We start from the raw sequence: 20,573 nt of genomic DNA, 5'->3' as shown, positions 1-20,573 counted from the left end.
GTGCCTGACGCGCACGGGGGCCGGATTCCGATGAGGCCGGGGCAGCACGGCGGTGAACGCGGCTGCGGGAGGGTGAGCGCACGCGGCGGGCGCGGCGGCCCGGCGGATCGTCCTGCGCGGGCGGGCGGCGCTGTCGGTCGTGCGGCGCGGCGGCCGAAGGTCAGCCGGCCGCGGTCACGCCCGGTCTCAGGTGAAGTAGTACCAGGAAGCCATGTGTTCCACTGTAGCCGACGGACGCGGCGCGCGAACGGAATTCTTCCGGCCACCGCGACAGGCCCACGCCGGACCGTGGCGCCCGGCCGTGGTGCGGGCCGATTCAAAAATGCGCCGCGACCCGACACCGATCCCAGCATTTGAGACGCGGGAGCGTTACGTTGCGAGGACGCGGACGCCTGACGGACACTCCGACCGGGAACGCGTACGACCGTTCCCGTACCCTTGAGAGAGTTCGGAATATCCACCGTGAGTCTGCTGCGCAAAAAGCCTTTGGAGCGAGCCGTCAAGGAGGCTCGCGGAGAGGGCGAACAACAACTTCGCCGGGACCTTTCCGCGCTCGATCTGACCGTCCTCGGGGTCGGTGTCATTCTCGGCACCGGAATCTTCGTCCTCACCGGCACGGTGGCCCGGAACATGGCCGGGCCCGCCGTCGCGCTGTCCTTCGTCGTCGCCGCCGCGGTCTGCGCCTGCGCGGCGCTGTGCTACGCCGAATTCGCCTCGTCGGTGCCGGTCGCGGGCTCCGCGTACTCCTACTCGTACACGGCACTGGGCGAACTCCCGGCCTGGATCATCGGATGGGCGCTGAGCCTGGAACTGACGCTGGCCACCGCGGTGGTGGCGGTCGGCTGGTCCGGCTATCTGCAGTCGATGCTGAACAGCCTCGGACTGCATCTGCCCGCCGCGCTGAGCGGGGGCGACAACGCCGTGGTGAACCTGCCCGCGGCGCTTCTCGTCCTGGTCCTGGGCGCGGTGCTCGTCGTCGGCGGAAAGCTGTCCAAAGGCGTCACCAATGTGCTCGTCGGCGTCAAGCTGGCCATTGTGCTGCTGGTCATCGTCGCGGGGCTCTTCTTCATCGACACCGCGAATTACAGCCCCTTCGTGCCCGAGGCCCAGCACACCGCCGAGGTGTCCGGTCTGCAGGCACCGGTGTTGCAGCTTTTGACCGGCATCACCCCCACCGCATTCGGCGTCGCGGGAATTCTCAGTGCCGCCGCGATGGTCTTCTTCGCCTACATCGGCTTCGACATGGTGGCGACCTCCGCCGAGGAGACCCGCCGGCCGCAGCGCGATCTGCCCATCGGCATCATCGCCTCACTGGTCATCGTCACCGTGCTCTATGTGGCGGTGTGCCTGGTGGTCACCGGAATGCAGCACTATTCGCAACTGTCGGTCGAGGCGCCGCTCGCCGACGCCTTCACCGCGAAGGGCCACCCCTTCTTCGCCACCGTCATCAGCCTCGGCGCGGTGGTCGGCCTGGCCGCGGTGAGCCTGATCTGCTTCCGGTCGCAGAGCCGCGTGATCTTCGCGATGGCCCGTGACGGGCTCCTGCCGAAGGCGCTGTGCAAGGTGGACCCGCGGCACGGCACCCCCAAGGCCAACCTCGTGGTGCTCGCCCTGATCATGGCGGCGCTGGCGGCCTTCCTGAAGTTCGACCTGCTCGCCGAAATGGTCAACATCGGCACGCTGTTCGCCTTCGCCGCGGTCTCCGCCAGCGTGCTGATCCTGCGGCGCACGGCCCCGGACCTGCCGCGCGCCTTCCGTACCCCGTGGGTGCCGTTCATTCCGCTGGTCTCGCTGCTGTGCTGCCTGTATCTGATGCTCAACCTGCAGCTGATCACCTGGGTCGGTTTCCTGGTCTGGCTCGCGGTGGGCCTCGCGCTGTACTTCGGCTACGGCCGGCGGCACAGCAAGCTCCGCGAAGGCGCGCCGGACGCGGCGGAACAGGCCGACGCCTCGGTGTAGCGGTCCGCCGGGCGGACGGGGGTCCCGCGCCCGTCCGCCCGGTCTCCTCACTTCGCCGCGGGCAGCTCCGCCAGGAACTCCAGCAGCGCGGAGTTGACCTCGTCCGGCCGCTCCTGCTGCGTCCAGTGGCCGCAGCCGGGCAGGGCCGGGGCCAGGCGCAGGTTCGGCATCGCCCGCTCCAGGGCGGCCAGCAGTTCGGCCGCGCCCGGGAAGGCCCGGACCAGGTCGCGGTCGCCCGCCAGGTACAGCGCGGGCACGTCGATGCCGCGGCCCTCGAACGGTGCGAGCAGCTCCCAGCTGCGGTCGATGTTGCGGTACCAGTTCAGGCCCCCGGTGAAGGCGCGGGCGCCGTGCCGGGAGAACTCGCCGACGTAGGTGTCGATGTCCTCCTGGCTCAGCCAGCCGGGCAGGTCCGCCGGGTCCGGCATCGTGTCCAGCAGCTTGGCGCCCTCGGGGATGATCCACGGGCGGGGCGGGTCGGTGAACGCGCTGTCCCCGGAGCCGTTGGCCAGCATGGCGCGGAACGTGGTGGTGAGGTTCTGGGCCAGCTCGGCGTCGGCGACGCCCGGCTCCTGGAAGTAGATCTGGTAGAAACCGTCGCCGAGCAGCTCGCGCAGCCGGGCGAGCGGCGCCACCGGAGTGCGCGGGGCCGGCGGCACGCTCAGCCCGGCGACGCCCCGCACCACGTCGGGGCGCAGCAGCGCCGTCGTCCAGGCCACCGGGGCGCCCCAGTCGTGGCCGACGACGACCGCCTGTTCCTCCCCCAGCGCCCGGATCAGGGCGATCACGTCGCCGGTCAGGTGGAGCAGGGTGTACGAGGCGATGTCGGCGGGCTGCTCGCTTCGCGCGTAGCCGCGCTGGTCGGGCGCCACGACCCGGTATCCGGCCGCGGCCAGCGGCGCGAACTGGTGCCGCCAGGAGTACCAGCATTCCGGGAAGCCGTGCAGGAGCAGGACCAGCGGCCCCCGCCCCTGTTCGGCGATGTGCAGCCGGACGCCGTTCACCTCGACGAAGCTGTGCTCGACTGCGCTGGTCACATGTCCTCCTGCGGTCGTCTGCCGGGCGTACCGTACGGGCGGTCCTCGCGCCCCGCACCGCACGGTACGGCCAACGGCCGCGCGGGGAAACGTCCTTGCCCGGCCGGGCCGCCCGTGGCGTCCGGCTCAGTCGGTGTACTCGACCGTCACCGGTGCCGTGTTGTTCTCCTGGTCCGGATCGGCTTTCGGGTCGGAGGCGGCGTACACCGATCCCCGGCTGCCGTCGACCCGCTCGTCGATGCGGACCCGCAGCCAGGTGCCTGCCGTCCCGGGGCCCGAGCACCTGACCGGGCCGTCCGCCGTCGCACGCCGCCCGCAGTAGATCATTTCGCTTGAGTGATCGCCGGCCGTCACCTCGGCGAGGCTGATGCCGGCGGGCAGGGTCACCAGCGTCTCGCGCGCGTCGGAGTTCCTCGCGTACGGCACCTGGACCTCGACGACCTGGCCCACCTTGCCCTTGATGGTGAACCCGATGGCCTGGACGTCGCGGATCTGCGTCGTCGCGAAGTCCAGCTTGCCGTAGGCCCTGTCGGCCGTCGGCCACGACGGGGTGAAGTCGTCGCCGCTGCCGTCGACGGGCCGCAGGCCGAGCGGCGCTCCGGTGCCACGCGGGGCCGAGGCGGGCAGCAGGGGGAAGCCGAGCGTGTCGTGGGCCCGGTAGACCGTGTAGGAGATGCGGCCGTGCATCGCCGTGGCGTCGGCCACCGCCCGGAGCGGCACGTCGGTCTCGTACGCCGTGCCGGCCGGCAGCGGGCCGGGGAAGTCGCACTGCGCCCGGGTGGGCGCGACGGCCTTGTCGTACCGGCAGTTGTCGTGGAGGGGCCGCAGCGTCGCCTGGTCGGCCTCGACGAGCACGGTCAGGCCCTCGTCGATGTCGGTGTCCCCGCGGTTGCCGAAGGCGGGCGTCAGCCGTAGCCCGGAGCCGGGCTCGACCCCGGTCCGTTCCGGGGCCTCGCGCGCGGTGAGGACGGGCGCGCCGACGATCACCCGGGTGGTGTGCCGGACGGTGGGCGCGTTGGCGCTGGTCACGGTGGTGTTCATGGTCCCGGCCGGGCCCCGCGCGGCATCCGCCCGCGGCTTCAGGGTGAACGGGATGAAGGTCGTGGACCTTTCGATGCTCCCCAGCGCGCAGGTCACGATCCGGTCCGCGAGGACGCACCCCCGCGCCTTGTTCAGCGAGGTGACGCTCACCCGGCCGTCAAGAACGTCAAGGTCGATGGCGACCTTGACGTTCTTGACGGTCTGCGGCTCCGGCACCTCCAGGGTGATGGTGAACTCGTCCGTCGAGCTGTCGGAGCCGGCGGGGTGGGGCGGGGGGAGGTAGTACGTGCTCATCGCCCGGGTGATCGTCAGCTGCGCCTCCGTGGCGGGTGCCGCGCCGCCGGCCGCGACCACCTGCGTCTTGCCGCCGATCCCGACCGTCACGGCCAGCATCACCAGTACCACGGCCGCCCCGGCCCCCGCCACGCGCTGCGACCGCGATCCCGCTATCGATCCGTTCATACGAGGCCAGACCGGCGCGGATGCCGGATGGTTGCACGCTGGACCAAAATCCGCGCAGGTATACACCGGTTCCTCTCACTGCGCGCCGGCCTCGTCGCGCGGCTGGGTGCCCGGCATGATCTGGACGAGGATCGTGTCGTCGTCCTCGATCACATAGGTGGGGTCGGTACGGGCGTGCCAGCCGACGGGGAGGGTGTAGTAGCGGCGGTCGCGTTCCAGGATCAGGCGCAGCCCCGTGTAGCGGTAGCGGTAGTGCATCCCCGGCAACGTCTCGGTCACCAGGCCGGGGCCGGTGAGGCTGAGGCGTTCGGTGCTCAGGACGACGACGGCGGAGCGGCGGACCAGATGGGCCGCGGCCGCACGGGCGTCCTTGGTGCCGAGCTGGCCCGCGACGAGGGCGACGACCCAGACCAGGAACAGCGCCGCCGCGGCGACCGGAAGGCCTCGGCGCCACAGGCCGCGTGCGGGACGGACGGGGTTCGCCGGGCCGCTCTGGCCCAGTACGAGGCCGGTGGCCACCAGCAGGGGCGCCGCCCATCCGTACGGCTGGATGCGCTGCCACAGCAGCATCAGGGCGACGCCCGCGGCCACGAACAGCGCGTGCTGCCGGGCGACGGCCCGGCCGGCCCGTCGCACCCGGAGCGTGACGCGGCTCGGGACGCGGAGCGATACGAGGAGTTCCGGCAGGCGCGGGGCCAGGGCCAGGAGGGCGAGGCAGACCAGGACGGGCAGGGTCACCAGCCGCAGGCTGTAGATGATCATCTGCGGGAAGCCGAAGCCGAGGACCGACGCACGGATGTGGAAGTAGGCGTAGTAGGCGCTGCTGTGCATGACGCCCGCGTAGAACATCAGGCCGCCGACGAGCGATCCGGCGCCCAGGACGGTGTTGGCGAACTCGAACCGCTGGTCGGACTGTGGCGGCGTGCCGGGGCCGGACGCGCGTGGCGGCGGGACAGCCCGGCGGAGCCGCCTGCGCCGGGCGCGGGCGCGGGCAGCAGCGACGGCCGCAGCACCCGGTACGGCAGAAGGGCCATCCGGTACGGCGGAAGGTTCACCCGGTACGGCAGGAGGACCATCCGGCACGGCAGGAGGTTCACCCCGTACGGCAGGAGGTTCACCCGGTACGGCAGGAGGACCGCCCGATGCGGCCGGCGGGGTTCCCATGGCCGGGTCAGGACCCGCTGGAGGCGGCCGGGCTGGGGCCGGGCCGGTCGGACTGCCCGCGCTCCCCGGACTGCTCGGGGTGTGTGTCCGTAGGCGAAGGGCTGGGCGAACCGTCGACTGTCGGCGGGGAGGAGTCCTCGGTCCAGCAGCTGACCGTCTCGCCCGAGGAGTTGGTGCACGAGGGCATGGGCGACTGGTTATCGCCGCTGGGCGTGCTGCCGACGCCGGTCGTCTCCGCGTCGCCGGTGTCCGCCGGCGGTGCCGGTACCTGCCGCACCGGATCGCCGCCCTGGCTGTACGAGGCGGGGCCACTCCCCGCGCCGTGCGAGCCGCCCCCGGCGTCCGTTCCGCCGGTGCCCGGACCGCCGGTGTCTGCTGCGCCGTCGTCCGCCGCGCCGCTCCCCGTCGCGGACGACGCGGCGCCGCCCGATCCCGCGCCGGACGGAACACCGCCGGGACCGGGCCCTGCCGACCGGCCGCAGGCCGTGGTGGTGGCGAGGAGGACCAGTACCACCGTCGCGGTGGCACGACCGGCTTTCGCTGCTGCGGACCTCATCCAGGACCCCCGTCCCCCGCGACCGCTGCTGCGAGGCTAGCAGCGGCCCGACGGCGGGTCACCGGGCCGCACCAGCCCTGGCCAAAGGAAGACCGGCCCGGGTCCGGGCGGGCGGCGGGCCCTAGTCGAGGTAGTCGCGCAGCAGCTGGGAGCGGGACGGGTGGCGGAGCTTGGACATGGTCTTGTTCTCGATCTGGCGGATGCGTTCGCGCGTGACGCCGTAGACCTTGCCGATCTCGTCGAGGGTCTTGGGCTGCCCGTCCGTGAGGCCGTAGCGCATGGAGACGACGCCGGCCTCGCGGTCGGCCAGGGTCTCCAGGATGGAGCGCAGCTGCTGCTGGAGGAAGGAGAAGCCGACGGCCTCGGCCGGGACGACGGCCTCGGTGTCCTCGATCAGGTCGCCGAACTCGCTGTCGCCCTCCTCGCCCAGCGGGGTGTGCAGGGATATCGGTTCACGGCCGTATTTCTGGACCTCGACGACCTTTTCCGGGGCCATGTCGAGTTCCTTGGCCAGTTCTTCCGGGGTGGGTTCGCGGCCGGTGTCCTGGAGGATCTGGCGCTGAATCCGGGCCACCTTGTTGATGATCTCGACCATGTGGACGGGAATGCGGATCGTCCGGGCCTGGTCGGCCATCGCACGGGTGATGGCCTGGCGAATCCACCAGGTCGCGTACGTCGAGAATTTGAATCCCTTGACGTAGTCGAACTTCTCGACCGCGCGGATCAGCCCGAGGTTGCCCTCCTGGATGAGGTCCAGGAAGAGCATCCCGCGGCCCGTGTAGCGCTTGGCGAGCGAGACGACGAGCCGGAGGTTGGCCTCGACCAGGTGCTCCTTGGCGCGTCGGCCGTCCGCCACCAGGATCTCCAGCTCGCGCCGGAGCGGCCCGGTGGGCTCGCCGGTGTCCAGCTTCTCCTGGGCGAACAGGCCGGCCTCGACCCGCTTGGCCAGCTCCACCTCCTGCTCGGCGTTGAGCAGCGGGACCTTGCCGATCAGCTTCAGGTAGTCCTTGACCGGGTCGGCGGAGGCTCCGGCGCCGGCGACCTGCTGGGCCGGGGCGTCCCCCTCGTCACCGTGGGACAGGGTGAATCCGCCGGCCGCCTCGATCGCCGTACCGTCGGACGGTACGCCTTCGGGGGCCGGGGATTCGGCTGTTTCCTGCGGTCGCATGACGGGCGAGGTGAGTGACACGAGGGAACCTCTCGATACACATAGGCACGGTGCACGGCGAGCACCTCTTTATTCATCGCGCACTTACCGGTGGTTTGTTACACCGCAATTCCCGTGATCTGAATCACGCCTTTCCGCGGGGGCGGCCGGCCGGGGTCCGTCCGGCGGCCTCAACATGATCACAGAGCTGGTGTGCCGCTCGACCGCGGCGCGGCTGTGGAGAAGCGGAAAGGCGCGGTCCGCCGCCCAGTCGGCGAAGAGGTCGTGGTGGTGCGGGCTGTCCGGATCGCCGGACTGGCCGGGCGCGTTCATGGCCACCGACGCGTCCCAGTCGCCGACGTCGATCACCAGCCGGAAGGTCGCCCCGCCGGTCTGCCGGAAGTCCGCGCCGTACGCGGTGGCGTCGACCGTGTCGCCGCTGCCGCCGCGCGGCGCGGGCCCGACCCGGGTCCAGTGCGGGCCCCGCTCCCCCAGCCAGGCGGCGAGCGGGTGCCGTGGTTCCGCCTGGTGCAGCGCTCCCCAGGTCCAGCGGTCACGGTCCGGGCCGAGCAGCCCGCCCAGTTCGGCGAGCGCGGCGGGCAGGGTGGCGAGGACGGCCGTCCGCAGGACGCGGCCGGGGTCCGGGCCGAGCCGGTCGCCCGGGGCGAGCAGCAGGCCGAGGTCCACCCGGGGGTCGCTGGTGGCGGCTTCGCCGGTGGGCAGGACGCGGGCCAGCGCGGCGGCCCTGCGGTCCGGGGGCAGCAGGCGGGCCAGTGCCTGTTCCAGTACGGCCGGACGCAGGTGCCGCCGGTACCAGACCTCGAAGACTGCGGCGGGTACGGACTCGGGCGCCAGCCGGGCGTCCCAGCCTCTGAGCCGGTCCAGTGCCCACGCCACCGCGGGGTCGTCGCTGGTGAGGCCGGTCAGCAGCGGCTGGATGCGGCGGGCGGCCGGGCTGGTGTGGTCGGTCTGCAGCCGGACGCAGTCCGCGACGGTCCAGTCGGTGCGCGCGGCCAGTTCCGCGGCGATCCGGTCGTGCCGGGCGGGTGCGGACCAGTCGTAGGTGACGGTCCGGTCGGCGTTCGGGTAGCCGGGCGGGAGGTTCATCTGGTTGGCGGTGGCGAACCAGCCCTGGGCCGGGTCGCGTACGGACGGCAGTGTGTCCACGGGGTGGCGGCCCGCCCACTCGTAGCGGCCGTCGCCGGGCACCGGCAGCGTGCCGTCCCAGTTCGGCCGGTCGGGGACGTGGCCGGCGGGCTGCCAGCCGATGGTCCCGTCGGGGGCGGCGTACACCTGGTTCTCGCCGGGCGCGCCCCACCGGCGCATCGCGGCGACGAAGGCGTCGGGGCCGTCCGCCGTCATGTATCCGGTGCTGCCCAGGTACGGGGCCATGCCGGGGCCGAGCCAGGCCGCCCGTACCGCGAACGCCGTGCCGCGCTCCGGGTCGTCGTGGATCACCGGGCCGTGCCGGGTGAACCACAGCTCGACGGTGGCCGGGCGTTTGCCGCGCACCGGGACCGTCTCGGTCACCCGGGTCATGGGCTCCCAGCGGCCGTCGTACCAGTACGCGCGGGGCTCCTCGGGGCGGGTGCGGTAGACGTACAGGTCCTCCTGGTCGATGGGGAAGACGGTCAGCCCGAAGGCGATCCGGCCGTTGTGGCCGATGGAGACGCCGGGCAGCGCGGGCTCCCCGGCGCCGATGGCGTCGATGCCGGGGGCCGACAGGTGCGCGAGGTAGCGCAGCGCGGGCAGGGTGACGGCGCGGTGCGGGTCGTTGGCGAGCAGCGGCCGGCCGGTGGCGGTACGGGACGGGGCGATCACCCAGTTGTTGCTGCCGTCCGGGCCGCGGCAGGGCGTGCTGTTCTCCCACGGCGGGGTGGTGGCCAGCCGGTAGACGCGCAGCACGTCGTCGGGGATGACGGACAGGTCGAGGCCGTCCGGTACGCGCAGGTCGTGCGCGGGCTCCCGGACCCGGCGCAGGTCCTCGACTGCGGGGCCGTGGTCGCGCAGCGTCAGCGCGCGGGCGACCTCCTGCTCCAGGTTGTAGTAGAGGCCGTGGCTGCGGATGCGGGCGACGTCGGCAGGCTCCCAGTAGGCGGGCAGGTGGCCTAGCAGCGTGAACTCGGGTGGCAGATGGTCGGGGTCGTCCCGGCAGAGCGCGACATAGGCGTTGATGCCGCGTACGAAAGCGCTGGTGATGCGCTCCGTACCGGGGCCGTAGGCGGACCATTCGTCCGCCATGTCGCCGCGGTACAGGAAGAGCCGGGCCGCCCGGTCGTGTTCGAGGCAGCTCTCGCCGAACACTTCGGAGAGCAGGCCGAGTCCCCGGCGGCGCCACAGGTCGATCTGGAAGAGCCGGTCCCGGGCGGCGTTGAAGCCCTGGGCGAGGAAGAGGTCGTCCTGGGAGGCGGCGTACAGGTGGGGCACGCCCCAGCGGTCGACGCGGATCTCGACGGGAGCGGTGAGGCCGGGGACGTCGTAGGCGGTGGTGCGCGATGGCATGTGCCTCCCTGGTGGTTCCGGGTTCCGGTGCGCCGGTGCGGCCGGTCGGGCGGTCTCAGACCGACGGCTCGAACCGGCCGTCGACCGCCGTCCACCCGCCGTCGACCGACAGCACGCTCCCGGTGACGAACGTGGACGCGTCCGAGACGAGGTAGGCGACGGCCCCCGCGATCTCGTCGGCGCGCGCCCAGCGCCGCAGCGCGGACGCCTGGGCATAGGCGTCGTACCACTGCGGGTCGGCGGCGATCTGGTCGGTGAGCGGCGTACGGACCACGCCGGGCGCCACCGCGTTGAACCGGACGCCGCGCGGCCCCCACTCCGCGGCGGCCGTCCGCAGGAACTGCACCAGCCCGGCCTTGGACGCCGCGTACACGCTCTGTCCCGGCTCGACCTGGAAGGCGCGCATGGAGGCGAGGCCGACCACGCTGCCCCGGCCGCGCTCCGCCATGGCGGGGGCGAGGGCCTGTACGAGGGTGAAGGCGGCCCGCAAGTTGAGGCCCACGACCCGGTCGAACTCGGCGGCGGTGTAGTCGGTGATCCGCTTGCGCACGTTGACGCCGACGGTGACGACCAGCCCGTCCAGGGCGCCCCACTGCTCCGCCGCGGCCCGTACCGCGTCGTCGTCCAGCACGTCGAGGGGGAAGGCGGTCGCGGTGCCGGTCCGGCTGCCGGGGGCCGGTGTCTCGGCCGCGGCGGCCTCCGCGGCCGAGGCGGCGCCGGCCGCGTCCAGGTCGGCGACGATCACCTCGGCGCCGTGGGCGGCCAGGGCGCGCACCGCCTCCCGGCCGATGCCACCGGCCCCGCCGACGACCGCGACCCGGCGGCCGTCCAGGCGGAACAGCTTCGCGTACTCGACCGCCGCACCGGCAGCGTGGTCCATGGCCTGCTCCCTGTCCGTAGTGCGCTCTGTGTCGTGTTGTCCGTCGGCGCCGTCGTTCCCCGCGCCGCTCATGGGCGGATCACCGCCATCCGCGTCACCGTCAGCTCCTCGATCGCGAAGCGCGGCCCCTCGCGGCCGAGTCCGGAGTCCTTGACACCGCCGTACGGAGCCACGTCGCTGCGGTAGCCCGGGACCTCGTTGATCACCACGCCGCCGACGTCGAGCGCGTCCAGCGCGCGGAACGCGGCGTCCAGGCCGCGCGTGAAGACCGCCGCGTGCAGCCCGTACCGCCCGGCGTTGACCATGTCGTACGCGGCGTCCAGGTCCGGGACCGTACGCAGCGCGACGACCGGCCCGAAGATCTCCTCGTCCCACGCGGGCTGGCCGTCCGGCACGTCGGCCAGCAGGGTCGGCGTCAGGCACCGGCCGGTCCGCCCGCCGCCCGCCACCACCCGGGCCCCGGCCGCGCGGGCCCGGTCGATCCAGGACAGCACCCGTTCGGTGGCGGCCTCGTCGATGAGGGCGGCGACCCGGGTGTCCTCCTCGCGCGGATCGCCCACGACGATCTCGGGCAGCCGCCCGGCGATCCGGCGTTCCAGCTCGACGGCGACCTCCGCGACGGCGATCACGCGCTGTACGGCGATGCACGCCTGGCCGGAGGCGTAGTAGCCGCCGCGGGCCACCGCGTCGGCGGCGGCGTCGAGGTCGGCGTCGGCGGCGACCACGAGCGCCGCGTTGGAGCCGAGTTCGAGCACCACCTTGCGGGGCGCGGCGTCCCGGGCGATGCGGTGGCCGACGGCGGCGGAGCCGGTGAAGGAGACCGCGGCGACCTCGGGGTGCGTGGTCAGGGTGCGGCCGACCTCGGCGTCCCCGGTGACCAGTTGTACGGCGCCGGCGGGCGCGCCGGCCGCGGTGAGGCGTTCCCGTACGAGGTGGACCAGCCACAGGGTGGCCAGCGGCGTGGCCGGCGCCGGTTTGACGATCACCGGGCAGCCGGCCGCGAGCGCCGGGGCGATCTTGTGGGAGGCCAGCATCATCGGGTAGTTGAAGCCGGCGATGCCGACCACGACGCCGACCGGGCGCCGGGTCCAGAAGCCGACCATGCCGTCCCCGGACGGCAGCAGGTCCAGGGGCACCGTCTCCCCGTGGATGTGCGCCACCTCGTCGGCGGCGGCCTGCCAGGTGGCCACGGCCCGTGTGACCTCGGTACGGCAGTCGGTCCGCGGCTTGCCGGTCTCCCGTACGAGCAGGTCCTCCATCGGGCCGGCGATCGCCTCCAGGTCCGCCGCCACGCCGCCCAGCACCCGGCGCCGTGCGCGCGAGGTCAGCTTCGCGACGCGGCGGCGGACGGACACGGCGTGCGCGACGGTGCGGTGGGCGAGGGCCGCGTCGCCCACCGGTGCTCTGGCGAACTCCTCGCCGTCGTACGGGAAGACCACCGGGCCGGTGCGCGGGGTGGCCACCCAGCCGTCGCCCACGGGTAAGCCGGGCGGCGGACCGGCGGGGAGTACGCGGCGTGTGCCGGTGCTGTCCGGGAGGGTCATGCGGCGTCGCCGCCTTCGGCGCGCCCTGGTCCGGGACCGGTGTCGCCGCCGTCGAGGAAGTGCCGGGCCGCCACCGCGTACACCCGGGCGTACTCGGCGATCTCCCGCACCGCCACGTACTCGTCCTTCTGGTGGGCGATCCACTTGCCGCCCGGCCCGTAGACGACGGTCGGCAGGCCCGCGTCGCGGGTGAGGACCGTGCCGTCGGTCGTGCCGGGGACCGCGCCGAACGACGGCGCCCCGCCGTGCACCCGCCGGTGACCGGCCACCAGCGCGGCGACGAGCGGGTGCCCGTCGGCCAGTTCGACGGCCGGCCGGTCGTCGACGACGGTCAGTTCGACGGTGACGCCCGCGGTCGCCGCCGCGGCCTCGGCCGTCCGCCGCAGGTGCTCGACGATCTCGGCGTGGTCGGTGCCGGGGACGGTCCGCACGTCGATGCCGAGCAGGCCGTGCCCGGGGATGACGTTGAGCTGGTCGGGGTCGCCGGCCCGCAGCACCGTGGGGGTGACGGTCACCGTCCCGGCGTGCGGGTGGGTCCCGTACCGCCGGACCGCCCACTCCTCGGCCGCCGCGAGCGCGGCGACGATCCGCGCCCCCGCGATGAGCGGATTGCGGCCCTCCTGCGGCATCGCGCCGTGCGCCATCACCCCCTGGAGACCGAGCCGCAGGCGGATGCCGCCGCGGGCCGAGGTGCACACCTCGTACCCCTCCGGCTCGCAGACCACGACGCCGTCCACCCCGGCGGCCGTCGGCGAGGCGGCGAACGCCTTGGCGCCGAGCATCAGGCCCTCCTCGTCGCACAGCACGCCGACGACGACCCGGCCGGGGAAGGGCCCGGCCTGCTGGAGCGCCCGCACCCCGTAGATCATGGCCGCCACACCGGACTTCATGTCGGCGGCGCCCCGGCCCCACAGCTTCCCGTCGCGGATCTGCGCGCCGTACGGGTCGACGGTCCACGCGGCGGCGTCGCCCTCGGTCACGACGTCCGAGTGCCCCTCGAACATCAGGGTCCGGCCGGGCCCGCCGCCCCCCTCGACGACCGCGACGACGTTGGGGCGCCCGGGGGCGACCTCGGTCACCTCGTGCGGCCAGCCGAACGCGGTGAAGAGCCGGGAGACGAGGTCGGCGGCGGGCTGTTCTACGGCGGTGGCGCCCGCGGCGTTGACGGTCCGCAGCCGGACGAGGTCCTGCGTGAGGGCCACGGCGGCCGCCTCGTCGACCGGCGGTACGCCGTCCTGCCGCTTCCCTGCCTCCGGTGCGCCGGTGTCCGGGCCGGACGGCACGACACTCGGGCTGCTGTGCACGGCACCCTCCAACTCTCCCGGCCGTACGGCCGGGAGACGGGTCGGACCAGACGGTCCCCCGTACTGTGCTGGCCCGCTCGCGTACGGGTCAAGAGGGGCACGACGGGCCAAGTGGGTCATACAAGAATCAGGGGTGTGGGAGGAGCGGGGCCCGGCGTCCGCCGTCAGCCGCGCGCGTCCGCGGCGGAGCAGTGGTAGAGGCTCTGGCCCGCCGCGGCACCGGCCCGCGGCCCGCTCCCGGACCGCGTCCCGCCTCCGTACGCCGCCGGATCGACCTTCTCGCACGCCGAGCGCACCCACCGGCTGATCCGCGCCGTCTCCGACGTGCCCGTGCCGTCTCCCTGGCCGACGAGCGCGAAGCTCAGCTTGCCGGCCGCCACCAGCCGTCGGTACGCGTCGAGGCCGACCGGTTCGGTCCCCGCCGCGAACCCGCCGAGCGGCAGGACGGCGGCGCCGCCGAGCCGGATGTACGGCTCCGCGGTGAGCAGCCCGGCGGAGAACGCGTAGTCGGCGCCTCCCCGGCGGCGCTCGGCATAGTCGAGGATCTTGCGCTGGGTGTCCGTCAGCCGGGTGGGCGTGCCGAGCGTGGCGTCCTGCGGGCCCGCGGAGGCGGAGTGCGCCGAGCCGGTGTAGCGCGGGTCCAGCACGGACAGCGACCAGGTGGCGGGGGCCGCCAGCATCGTGACGCAGGCGGCGACCAGGCCGGCGGTTCCGATGCGCCGGGCGAGGGTGTGGCGTCGGGAGAGGGGGCGGGTGCGGGAGCGGAGAGCGGCGTGGGCGAGCAGGCCGAAGGCGGCGAGCGCGGTCACGACGATCACGGGGATCAGCCACGGCACCCAGTCGGAGTGCCCGGAGACGAGGTGGACGGCCCAGACCGCCTGCACCACGACGACGGCGGGCAGCGCCCACGCCCGGAGCCTTCCGATGCCCTTGCCCGCCTGACGCTCCGTCTCCTTGTTGTGGGCGCTGTGGGCGCTGTGGCCGCTGTGGGCGCTGTTGGCGCTGTTGGCGCGCCACAGCGTGACGACTCCGGCGGCGGAGAGCGCGGCGAGGCCGGGTGCCAGGGCCGCCATGTAGGTCGCGTGGGGGACGTTGATGGCGCTCATGACGCCCGCCGCCGTCAGCAGCCAGCCGCCCCACAGGAGGTAGCCGCCGCGTACCGGGTCCGTACGAGTCTGCCTGCGGCGGGTGACGAAGCCGAGGACGAGGGCGGACAGCGCGAGCGGGAACAGCCAGCCGATCTGCTGCGCCAGGGGTGCCCGGAGCAGCTTGAGCCAGCCGCTGATGGGAGCGCCCACCGCCACCTGCGATCCGCCGCCGGCCGCCTGCCGTGCGCCGCCCGCCTGCCGTGCGCCGTGCGCCAGGCCGGTGCCGGGTGCGGCCCCCGCGTCGGAACCGGCCGTGCCCGGCGCGTGCCGCCCGGACCCGGCCCCCGGCGGGCGCTCGGCCGTCGCCGCACCGCCCTTGGCGCCGGTGCCGGCACCGTTCTTGGCGTCGTGCCCGGCCCCGCCGCCCGCTCCCGATGCGGCCTTGGCCGCGCCGGGCGTCGTGCTGTTGGCGGCATCGATGTTCCAGCCGGACTTCAGCCGGTCGAAGCCGTTGTAGCCGAACACCATCGACAGGGCGCTGTTGTCGCGCGACCCGTCCACGTACGGCCGCGAGTTCTGCGGCACGACGGTCATCAGCAGGACCCAGGAGAACGAGACGGCGAGCAGCACCGCGCCCGCGGTCAGCAGGTGGCCGAGCCGCTTGCGCAGCGCGGCCGGGGACACCACGGCGTACGCGACGGCCAGCGCCGGCACGATGATCCACGCCTGCATCATCGCCGCCTGGAAGGCCAGCCCCACCCACACGGCCGCCATGACCAGGGGCCGCAACCGGCCGCTGGTCATGGCCTGCGCGCACCGGTCGGCGGCCAGGACCAGGCACATGGTCAGCGGCGCCTCCAGCAGCGCGTGCCCGAACATCGACGCCGCCACCGGCGTGAGTGTCAGCACTCCGGCCGCGAGCAGTCCGGCCGCCGGGCCGCGCCAGCGCCGTACCGTACGGTGGATCACCAGGACGCAGACGACGCCCTCGACGCACTGCGGAAGCGTCAGCGCCCAGTTGCTGAAGCCGAAGAGCCGCGCGGACAGCGCCTGCGGCCACAGGAATCCGCCGATCTTGTCCAGGGTGACGGTGGACGCCGGGTCGAAGGACGTGAACAGGAACGCCTTCCAGCTCTCCGACATGCTGCGTACGGCGGCGGCGTAGTAGCCGGCGTAGTCGCTGCTGGTGATGTTCCACGCGTACAGCACCGCGGCGAGCGCGGCGATGCCCAGGAGCGCGGGCCTGGACCAGCGTGGCCGGCCCGCGGGCGTGTGCCAGAACTGCCAGCGGACGCGCGGCCGTTCGGTGCTGAGGGGCCGGTCCACGAAGGTGGTGGCGGACATGGTGGTCTCTCCCGGAAACGGAGGAGGGTCGGGGGCACCGCAGGGCGACGGTGGGTTCCCGGCGCGGGCACGGCCGTGCCGGGCGCCGCCGCGGACGGCGCCTTCGGGGCCGGCGGCCTCGCGCCGAGGCCGGATTTTCGGGGGTTCAGCGCATTACCGGCGGCGGCATCGGAATAGCGGGACGTCCCGCCACCGGGAATATGCGTACGTAAGTGGATGCCGGTGCCGCCGCGAACTCGCAAGCCCAACGGTGACACCCAAACATGAGAGGAGCATGAGCCCGGGAAAACGGAATCGCGAATGCTGCTGCGTCCAGCACGTTTCCGGTCAATCCCGCCGGAGGGAAACCCGCGACCGGCGCCACCAGGAATGACCGCGCCGCAGGAACGCTTCCTCCCCCCACTGGGGCACCGTCGCCACCCGCTCCGACGTGCAGCGGCACGGCCTCCGCAGGCCGCGCCCCCCCGTAAAAGACGCCACCCATCATGGCCGATATCGGCCCATCACAGGAAAGAGATAGCCCACACACAGGAATTACACAGCCGAGTTGTTTTCCGCACCCTCAGCGGCACATCGGACCGGCCGGAGCCGAAGTCCGAGCCGGAGTCGTCCACCGCGTTACCGGCGGGCCGTCGGCCGGAATACGGGGGCGCGCCGAGGACGCGCGGGAACGTATCTTCAGTCCGTCATCACCTCGGGGGCTTCTCGGGCCGGGCCGACGGCGGGCCGCAACCCGGGGCGCCGGGTTCGTGTTGGGTCCGGGCATGAACGGTGACGGGAGCACCCCGATCTTCGACCAGCTGCTCAGGGAATGGCGTACCGGAGTGCTCCGCCCGTGGCCCGCCCGGCCACCGGAGGAGGGACGGCCGGGAAGAACACACGGCAGGGCACTGTTGTTCCCGAGGAAGTCCGTCCGCAACAGCGGTCCCGTAGCGAGGAGCCCGAACGTGAGCCTGTACGACATCCCTCTGCGCACCCTGACCGGCGAGCCCGCATCGCTGGCCGACTACCGGGGCCGGGCCCTGCTGGTGGTCAACGTGGCGTCCAAGTGCGGCCTGACGCCGCAGTACTCGGGCCTGGAGCGGCTCCAGAAGCAGTACGCCGACCGCGGGTTCACCGTCCTCGGCTTCCCCAGCAACCAGTTCGCGGGCCAGGAGCCCGGCAGCGCGGAAGAGATCGCCACGTTCTGCTCGGCCACCTACGGGGTCAGCTTCCCGCTGTTCGAGAAGACGGACGTCAACGGCCCGGAGCGGCACCCCCTGTACGCGGAGCTCACCCGCACCGCCGACGGTGCGGGTGAGGCCGGTGACGTGCAGTGGAACTTCGAGAAGTTCGTCATCGACGCGCAAGGGGAGGTCGTGGGGCGCTTTCGGCCGCGGACCGAGCCGGAGGCAGCGGAGCTGACGGAGGCGATCGAGGCGGCCCTGCCTGCCTGACGCATCGTCAGGCGACGGCGCTGTCCGTGGGGGCGCCCGGTGCGGCCGGGCGCCCCCCGCCTTCGGGCCGGGCGCAGGGACAGTCCTCGCCCGGCCGGGGCTCGGCACAGCCCTCGCCCGCGGGCCCGAAGGCCGCGTCGGCACTCGGGTCGAGGCAGAGGTCGAAGGCGGACAGCAGGCCGGTCAGCCGCAGCAGGCGCAGTACGCTCCGGCTCTCGGCGACGCCGGCCAGGCGCAGGCGGCCCGCCTTGACCTCGATCCGCCGCCGGGCGCGGCACAGGAGCGACATGCCGCAGCAGTCGATGAAGGTCACGTCCCGCACGTCCAGGACGAGATCGGGACAGCGCGCGCCGGTGATCTCGTCGAAACGCGTGAGCAGCGTGGTCGCCGCCAGAATGTCCACTTCTCCGCTCAGTTCCACCACCGTGGTCGCGCCCACCACGTGTTCCCGGCTCGTGAAAGTCCGCCCCTGGTCCACCATTCCTGTCCCCACCTCCGTGCCCGTGCGCGGGATGCCGCCGCACGCTGACGGTGGGGACGTACGGAAGTTTGGGGACTCGCCCAGTGCGGTCCGGGCGGGGATGACCACCGTCGGCGTTCGGCGTCCGCGCGGTGCCAGCCTCCGGCGGGGTCCGGGTCGTCGGCTGTGCCCTTACGTGTCTACGGCTTACCCGCTGGCCCCGGCATCAGTCCGGACGGCACATACGTAAAGAAGTTGTCTCAAACTCACGCCATGAACCCGGCCGGTGGACATACGCCCCGCGAGGGCGACAAGTGTGACAGCGGTCACTCAAGCCCGTGTCCGTCCGGCGGACCGAAGCCTGCCGAGGCGGGCGGTGCGGAAGTGGCGGCCGATGCGGCGAGGCACGCCGGCCGCCTTCCCGCGGGCCCGCCCGTCAGTCGAAAGACCGAGCTGTTTCAGGACACCGCTTACCTTTTCCCCACGCTTTCCTGACGCGGCGTCTGCGTACGCTCCCCACCAATCGGTTATAAGTTCATCGATTCGGGCGAACAGGGCTGAATTCAACCAATCGGCCGCCAAGGAGGCACGGTCACGCCCCGATGACCTGCAAGGCCCCCCACAGCGCCAGCGTCGACAGGACCAGCCCCGCCGGTACGGTCAGCAGGCCGAGCCGGGTGAAGGCGCCCAGGGCCGGCGCGTCGCCGCGGTCCTGGAGGATGCGCCGCCACAGGAGCGTGGCCAGCGAGCCGACGTACGTCAGGTTCGGGCCGAGGTTCACACCGATCAGCACCGCGAGGACGGGGCCGGCGCCGCCGTGCGCCGCCACCGGCAGCAGCGCCAGCACCGCGGGCAGGTTGTTGATGACGTTGGCGAGGAGCGCGGCGAACACGGCCACACCGAGGAGCGCGGGCAGCGAAGCGCCTCCGGGCAGCAGCCGGTCGACGACCCGGCCGAGCCCGTTGGTGACCACCGCCTCCACCACGATGCCCAGCGCCAGCACGAAGAGGCAGAAGAACGGGTTGGCCGCCTTGGCCACCCCCGTCACGGTGGTCTCCCGGCGTGCCAGCGCGCGGATGCCCAGGACGAGCACCCCGGCCAGCGCCGCCCAGACCGGGTTCAGCCCGGCGAAAGAGGTCACGACGAACCCGGCGAGCGTCAGCGAGAGGACCACGAGCGCGAAGACGGGAAGCGGCGGCGCGGACCGCGGCTCGTCCACCGCGTCGCCGCGCCCCGCGTCCTCCTCCAGGTCCCGCCGGAAGAACCGCCGGAACACCAGGTATTCGAAAACCACCGCCACCACCCACGGCAGCGCCATCAGGGCCGCGAACCGCGTGAAGGACAGCCCGGCCGCGCCGAGGGCCAGCAGGTTGGTGAGGTTGGAGACGGGCAGCAGCAGCGAGGCGGAGTTCGCCAGGTGGGCACAGGCGTACAGGTGGGGGCGGGCGCGCGCGCCGGCGTGCGCGGCGGTGGCCATGATCACCGGCGTCAGCAGTACCACCGTCGCGTCCAGGCTGAGCACCGCCGTGACCGCGGCGGCCAGCACGAAGACCCCGGCCAGCAGGCGCCGCGGCCGCCCCGCGCAGCGTCGCGCCAGCAGCGCGCCCGCCGCCTCGAACAGCCCCTCCCGCGCGCAGAGGTACGCCAGGACCAGCACGGCGGCCAGGAAGCCGACGACCGGCAGCAGCTTGTGCACCTGCTCCCACGCGGCGGCCGGCGACACCGCGCCGACCAGCACGAGCAGCCCCGCCGCCGGTACGGCAACCACCGCCTCGGGGGCGCCACCCGGCCTCCGTACGGCGAAGACCAGGACGCAGACCAGCAGCAGGAGGGAGAGGATCTCGGCGACGGCGGTGCTCACCCCCGCAAACTACAGGGGCGGAACCGCGGTCCGAGATCGCCCCACTTAGGGTGGATTCACACCTGTCCGCCCCATCGGTGCACCGCCCGAGCCAGGCCCGTGTCCCCATCCGCCGCCTGACTCCGGCCCGTCCACCGCCCACCCCGAAAGGAGCGCCGGCCATGCCGACACCGGCCGCGCCCGACACCGAGATCACCCTGCACCCCCTGCGCCCCGAACACCTCCCGGCCGTACTGGAACTGGGGTCCCGGGTCTACGACACCGATGCCATGCCGTACACCGGCTGGTCGCTGACCGCCGTCGCGACCCACCTCGACGCTTCCGTCCCCGCCTGCCGGGTCGCCCTGGCCGGCGAGCGGCTCGCGGGGTTCGTGCTCGGCTCGATGACCTTCGAGCAGCGCGAGGACTGGGGGTACCTGGAGTGGATCGCGGTCGATCCGGACTTCCAGGGGCGCGGCGTGGCCGGGCAGCTGGTACGGGAGTGCTGCGCGGCGCTGACGGAGGCCGGCGCCGCGTCCGTGGTGACCGACGTCGAGGTGAACAACACCGCGTCGGCGGCGCTGATGCGTCGCAACGGCTTCACCGAGGGCGTCACCGTCACCCTGTTCGTACGGCCCGGCAGCGGCGAGGCGCCGCACCGCGGCGGCATCTCCCTGCCGCACTTCGCCCGCACCGGCCGCCCCCGGCCCACCCACCGCGACGGGCGCTGAGCCGGGGCGGAGCGCACGGGGCCCGGCTGGGCAGACGGGGTTCGGCACAACGGGCGGGGCGGACCGCGGCTCGGCACG

The 20,573-nt window shown here is 73.4% G+C and carries 14 protein-coding genes and 1 pseudogene; 3 read left to right on the top strand and 12 right to left on the bottom strand.

Features of this window, described 5'->3' with window-relative positions; translation table 11 throughout:
• The first annotated feature begins 462 nt into the window (after positions 1-462).
• Complete coding sequence (locus tag ACFV57_RS23680; protein WP_385235638.1) at positions 463-1,959, top strand: amino acid permease; 1,497 nt, start codon at positions 463-465, stop codon at positions 1,957-1,959.
• Between the two features lie 47 nt (positions 1,960-2,006).
• On the opposite strand, the gene ACFV57_RS23675 is transcribed toward ACFV57_RS23680, so the two are convergent.
• The 10 genes and pseudogenes from ACFV57_RS23675 to ACFV57_RS23630 all read right to left on the bottom strand — a co-directional run bounded on the left by ACFV57_RS23675 (position 2,007) and on the right by ACFV57_RS23630 (position 16,028).
• Positions 2,007-2,996, bottom strand: coding sequence for an alpha/beta fold hydrolase (locus ACFV57_RS23675; RefSeq protein ID WP_385235635.1), 990 nt, complete (start codon positions 2,994-2,996; stop codon positions 2,007-2,009).
• 126 nt (positions 2,997-3,122) lie between these two features.
• Positions 3,123-4,499, bottom strand: coding sequence for a hypothetical protein (locus ACFV57_RS23670; RefSeq protein WP_385235632.1), 1,377 nt, complete (start codon positions 4,497-4,499; stop codon positions 3,123-3,125).
• A 75-nt stretch (positions 4,500-4,574) separates the two neighbouring features.
• Positions 4,575-5,582: a hypothetical protein gene (locus tag ACFV57_RS23665; protein ID WP_385235629.1), complete on the bottom strand. Its 1,008-nt coding sequence runs from the start codon at positions 5,580-5,582 to the stop codon at positions 4,575-4,577.
• Between the two features lie 88 nt (positions 5,583-5,670).
• On the bottom strand, positions 5,671-6,219 hold the full coding sequence (locus tag ACFV57_RS23660) for a hypothetical protein (RefSeq protein ID WP_385235626.1): 549 nt from the start codon (positions 6,217-6,219) through the stop codon (positions 5,671-5,673).
• Positions 6,220-6,340: 121 nt separating this feature from the next.
• A pseudogene (locus ACFV57_RS23655) lies at positions 6,341-7,309 on the bottom strand (RNA polymerase sigma factor); the annotation flags it as partial.
• A gap of 162 nt (positions 7,310-7,471) precedes the next feature.
• A complete protein-coding gene (locus ACFV57_RS23650) occupies positions 7,472-9,868 on the bottom strand; it encodes a penicillin acylase family protein (RefSeq protein WP_385235623.1) in 2,397 nt (798 codons plus the stop codon).
• A 55-nt stretch (positions 9,869-9,923) separates the two neighbouring features.
• The gene (locus ACFV57_RS23645; protein ID WP_385235620.1) at positions 9,924-10,748 is read right to left on the bottom strand and encodes an SDR family NAD(P)-dependent oxidoreductase; all 825 of its coding nucleotides are present in this window, start codon (positions 10,746-10,748) and stop codon (positions 9,924-9,926) included.
• 68 nt (positions 10,749-10,816) lie between these two features.
• Positions 10,817-12,292, bottom strand: coding sequence for an aldehyde dehydrogenase family protein (locus ACFV57_RS23640; protein ID WP_385235617.1), 1,476 nt, complete (start codon positions 12,290-12,292; stop codon positions 10,817-10,819).
• Entirely contained in the window at positions 12,289-13,596 is a 1,308-nt protein-coding gene (locus ACFV57_RS23635) for a M20 family metallopeptidase (RefSeq protein WP_385235614.1), read from the bottom strand. Before ACFV57_RS23635 ends, ACFV57_RS23640 begins: the two co-directional genes overlap by 4 nt.
• Positions 13,597-13,760: 164 nt before the next feature.
• Positions 13,761-16,028: an ArnT family glycosyltransferase gene (locus ACFV57_RS23630; protein WP_385235611.1), complete on the bottom strand. Its 2,268-nt coding sequence runs from the start codon at positions 16,026-16,028 to the stop codon at positions 13,761-13,763.
• Positions 16,029-16,975: 947 nt separating this feature from the next.
• Here ACFV57_RS23630 and ACFV57_RS23625 point away from each other — a divergent pair.
• On the top strand, positions 16,976-17,464 hold the full coding sequence (locus ACFV57_RS23625; protein ID WP_385235608.1) for a glutathione peroxidase: 489 nt from the start codon (positions 16,976-16,978) through the stop codon (positions 17,462-17,464).
• A 7-nt stretch (positions 17,465-17,471) separates the two neighbouring features.
• On the opposite strand, the gene ACFV57_RS23620 is transcribed toward ACFV57_RS23625, so the two are convergent.
• Together ACFV57_RS23620 and ACFV57_RS23615 are read right to left on the bottom strand one after the other, a co-directional pair.
• Positions 17,472-17,945, bottom strand: a complete 474-nt coding sequence (locus tag ACFV57_RS23620; RefSeq protein ID WP_385235605.1) for an STAS domain-containing protein — start codon at positions 17,943-17,945, stop codon at positions 17,472-17,474.
• 571 nt (positions 17,946-18,516) lie between these two features.
• A complete protein-coding gene (locus ACFV57_RS23615) occupies positions 18,517-19,785 on the bottom strand; it encodes an arsenic transporter (RefSeq protein WP_385235602.1) in 1,269 nt (422 codons plus the stop codon).
• 161 nt (positions 19,786-19,946) lie between these two features.
• Between ACFV57_RS23615 and ACFV57_RS23610 the strand changes: the two genes are divergently transcribed.
• The gene (locus ACFV57_RS23610) at positions 19,947-20,495 is read left to right on the top strand and encodes a GNAT family N-acetyltransferase (protein WP_385235599.1); all 549 of its coding nucleotides are present in this window, start codon (positions 19,947-19,949) and stop codon (positions 20,493-20,495) included.
• Positions 20,496-20,573: the final 78 nt, after the last annotated feature.

This window comes from Streptomyces sp. NPDC059788, assembly GCF_042732265.1.
Lineage (GTDB): Bacteria > Actinomycetota > Actinomycetes > Streptomycetales > Streptomycetaceae > Streptomyces.
The sequence above is the reverse complement of the archived record's forward strand: the minus strand, read 5'-3'. Positions and strand labels throughout refer to the sequence as shown.

Excerpts from the sequence above, each read along its gene's own strand:
- ACFV57_RS23670 (WP_385235632.1), bottom strand. The coding sequence starts at position 4,499 with ATGAACGGATCGATAGCGGGATCGCGGTCGCAGCGCGTGGCGGGGGCC.
- ACFV57_RS23620 (WP_385235605.1), bottom strand. The coding sequence starts at position 17,945 with ATGGTGGACCAGGGGCGGACTTTCACGAGCCGGGAACACGTGGTGGGC.
- ACFV57_RS23660 (WP_385235626.1), bottom strand. The coding sequence starts at position 6,219 with ATGAGGTCCGCAGCAGCGAAAGCCGGTCGTGCCACCGCGACGGTGGTA.
- ACFV57_RS23645 (WP_385235620.1), bottom strand. The coding sequence starts at position 10,748 with ATGGACCACGCTGCCGGTGCGGCGGTCGAGTACGCGAAGCTGTTCCGC.
- ACFV57_RS23630 (WP_385235611.1), bottom strand. The coding sequence starts at position 16,028 with ATGTCCGCCACCACCTTCGTGGACCGGCCCCTCAGCACCGAACGGCCG.
- ACFV57_RS23650 (WP_385235623.1), bottom strand. The coding sequence starts at position 9,868 with ATGCCATCGCGCACCACCGCCTACGACGTCCCCGGCCTCACCGCTCCC.
- ACFV57_RS23640 (WP_385235617.1), bottom strand. The coding sequence starts at position 12,292 with ATGACCCTCCCGGACAGCACCGGCACACGCCGCGTACTCCCCGCCGGT.
- ACFV57_RS23610 (WP_385235599.1), top strand. The coding sequence starts at position 19,947 with ATGCCGACACCGGCCGCGCCCGACACCGAGATCACCCTGCACCCCCTG.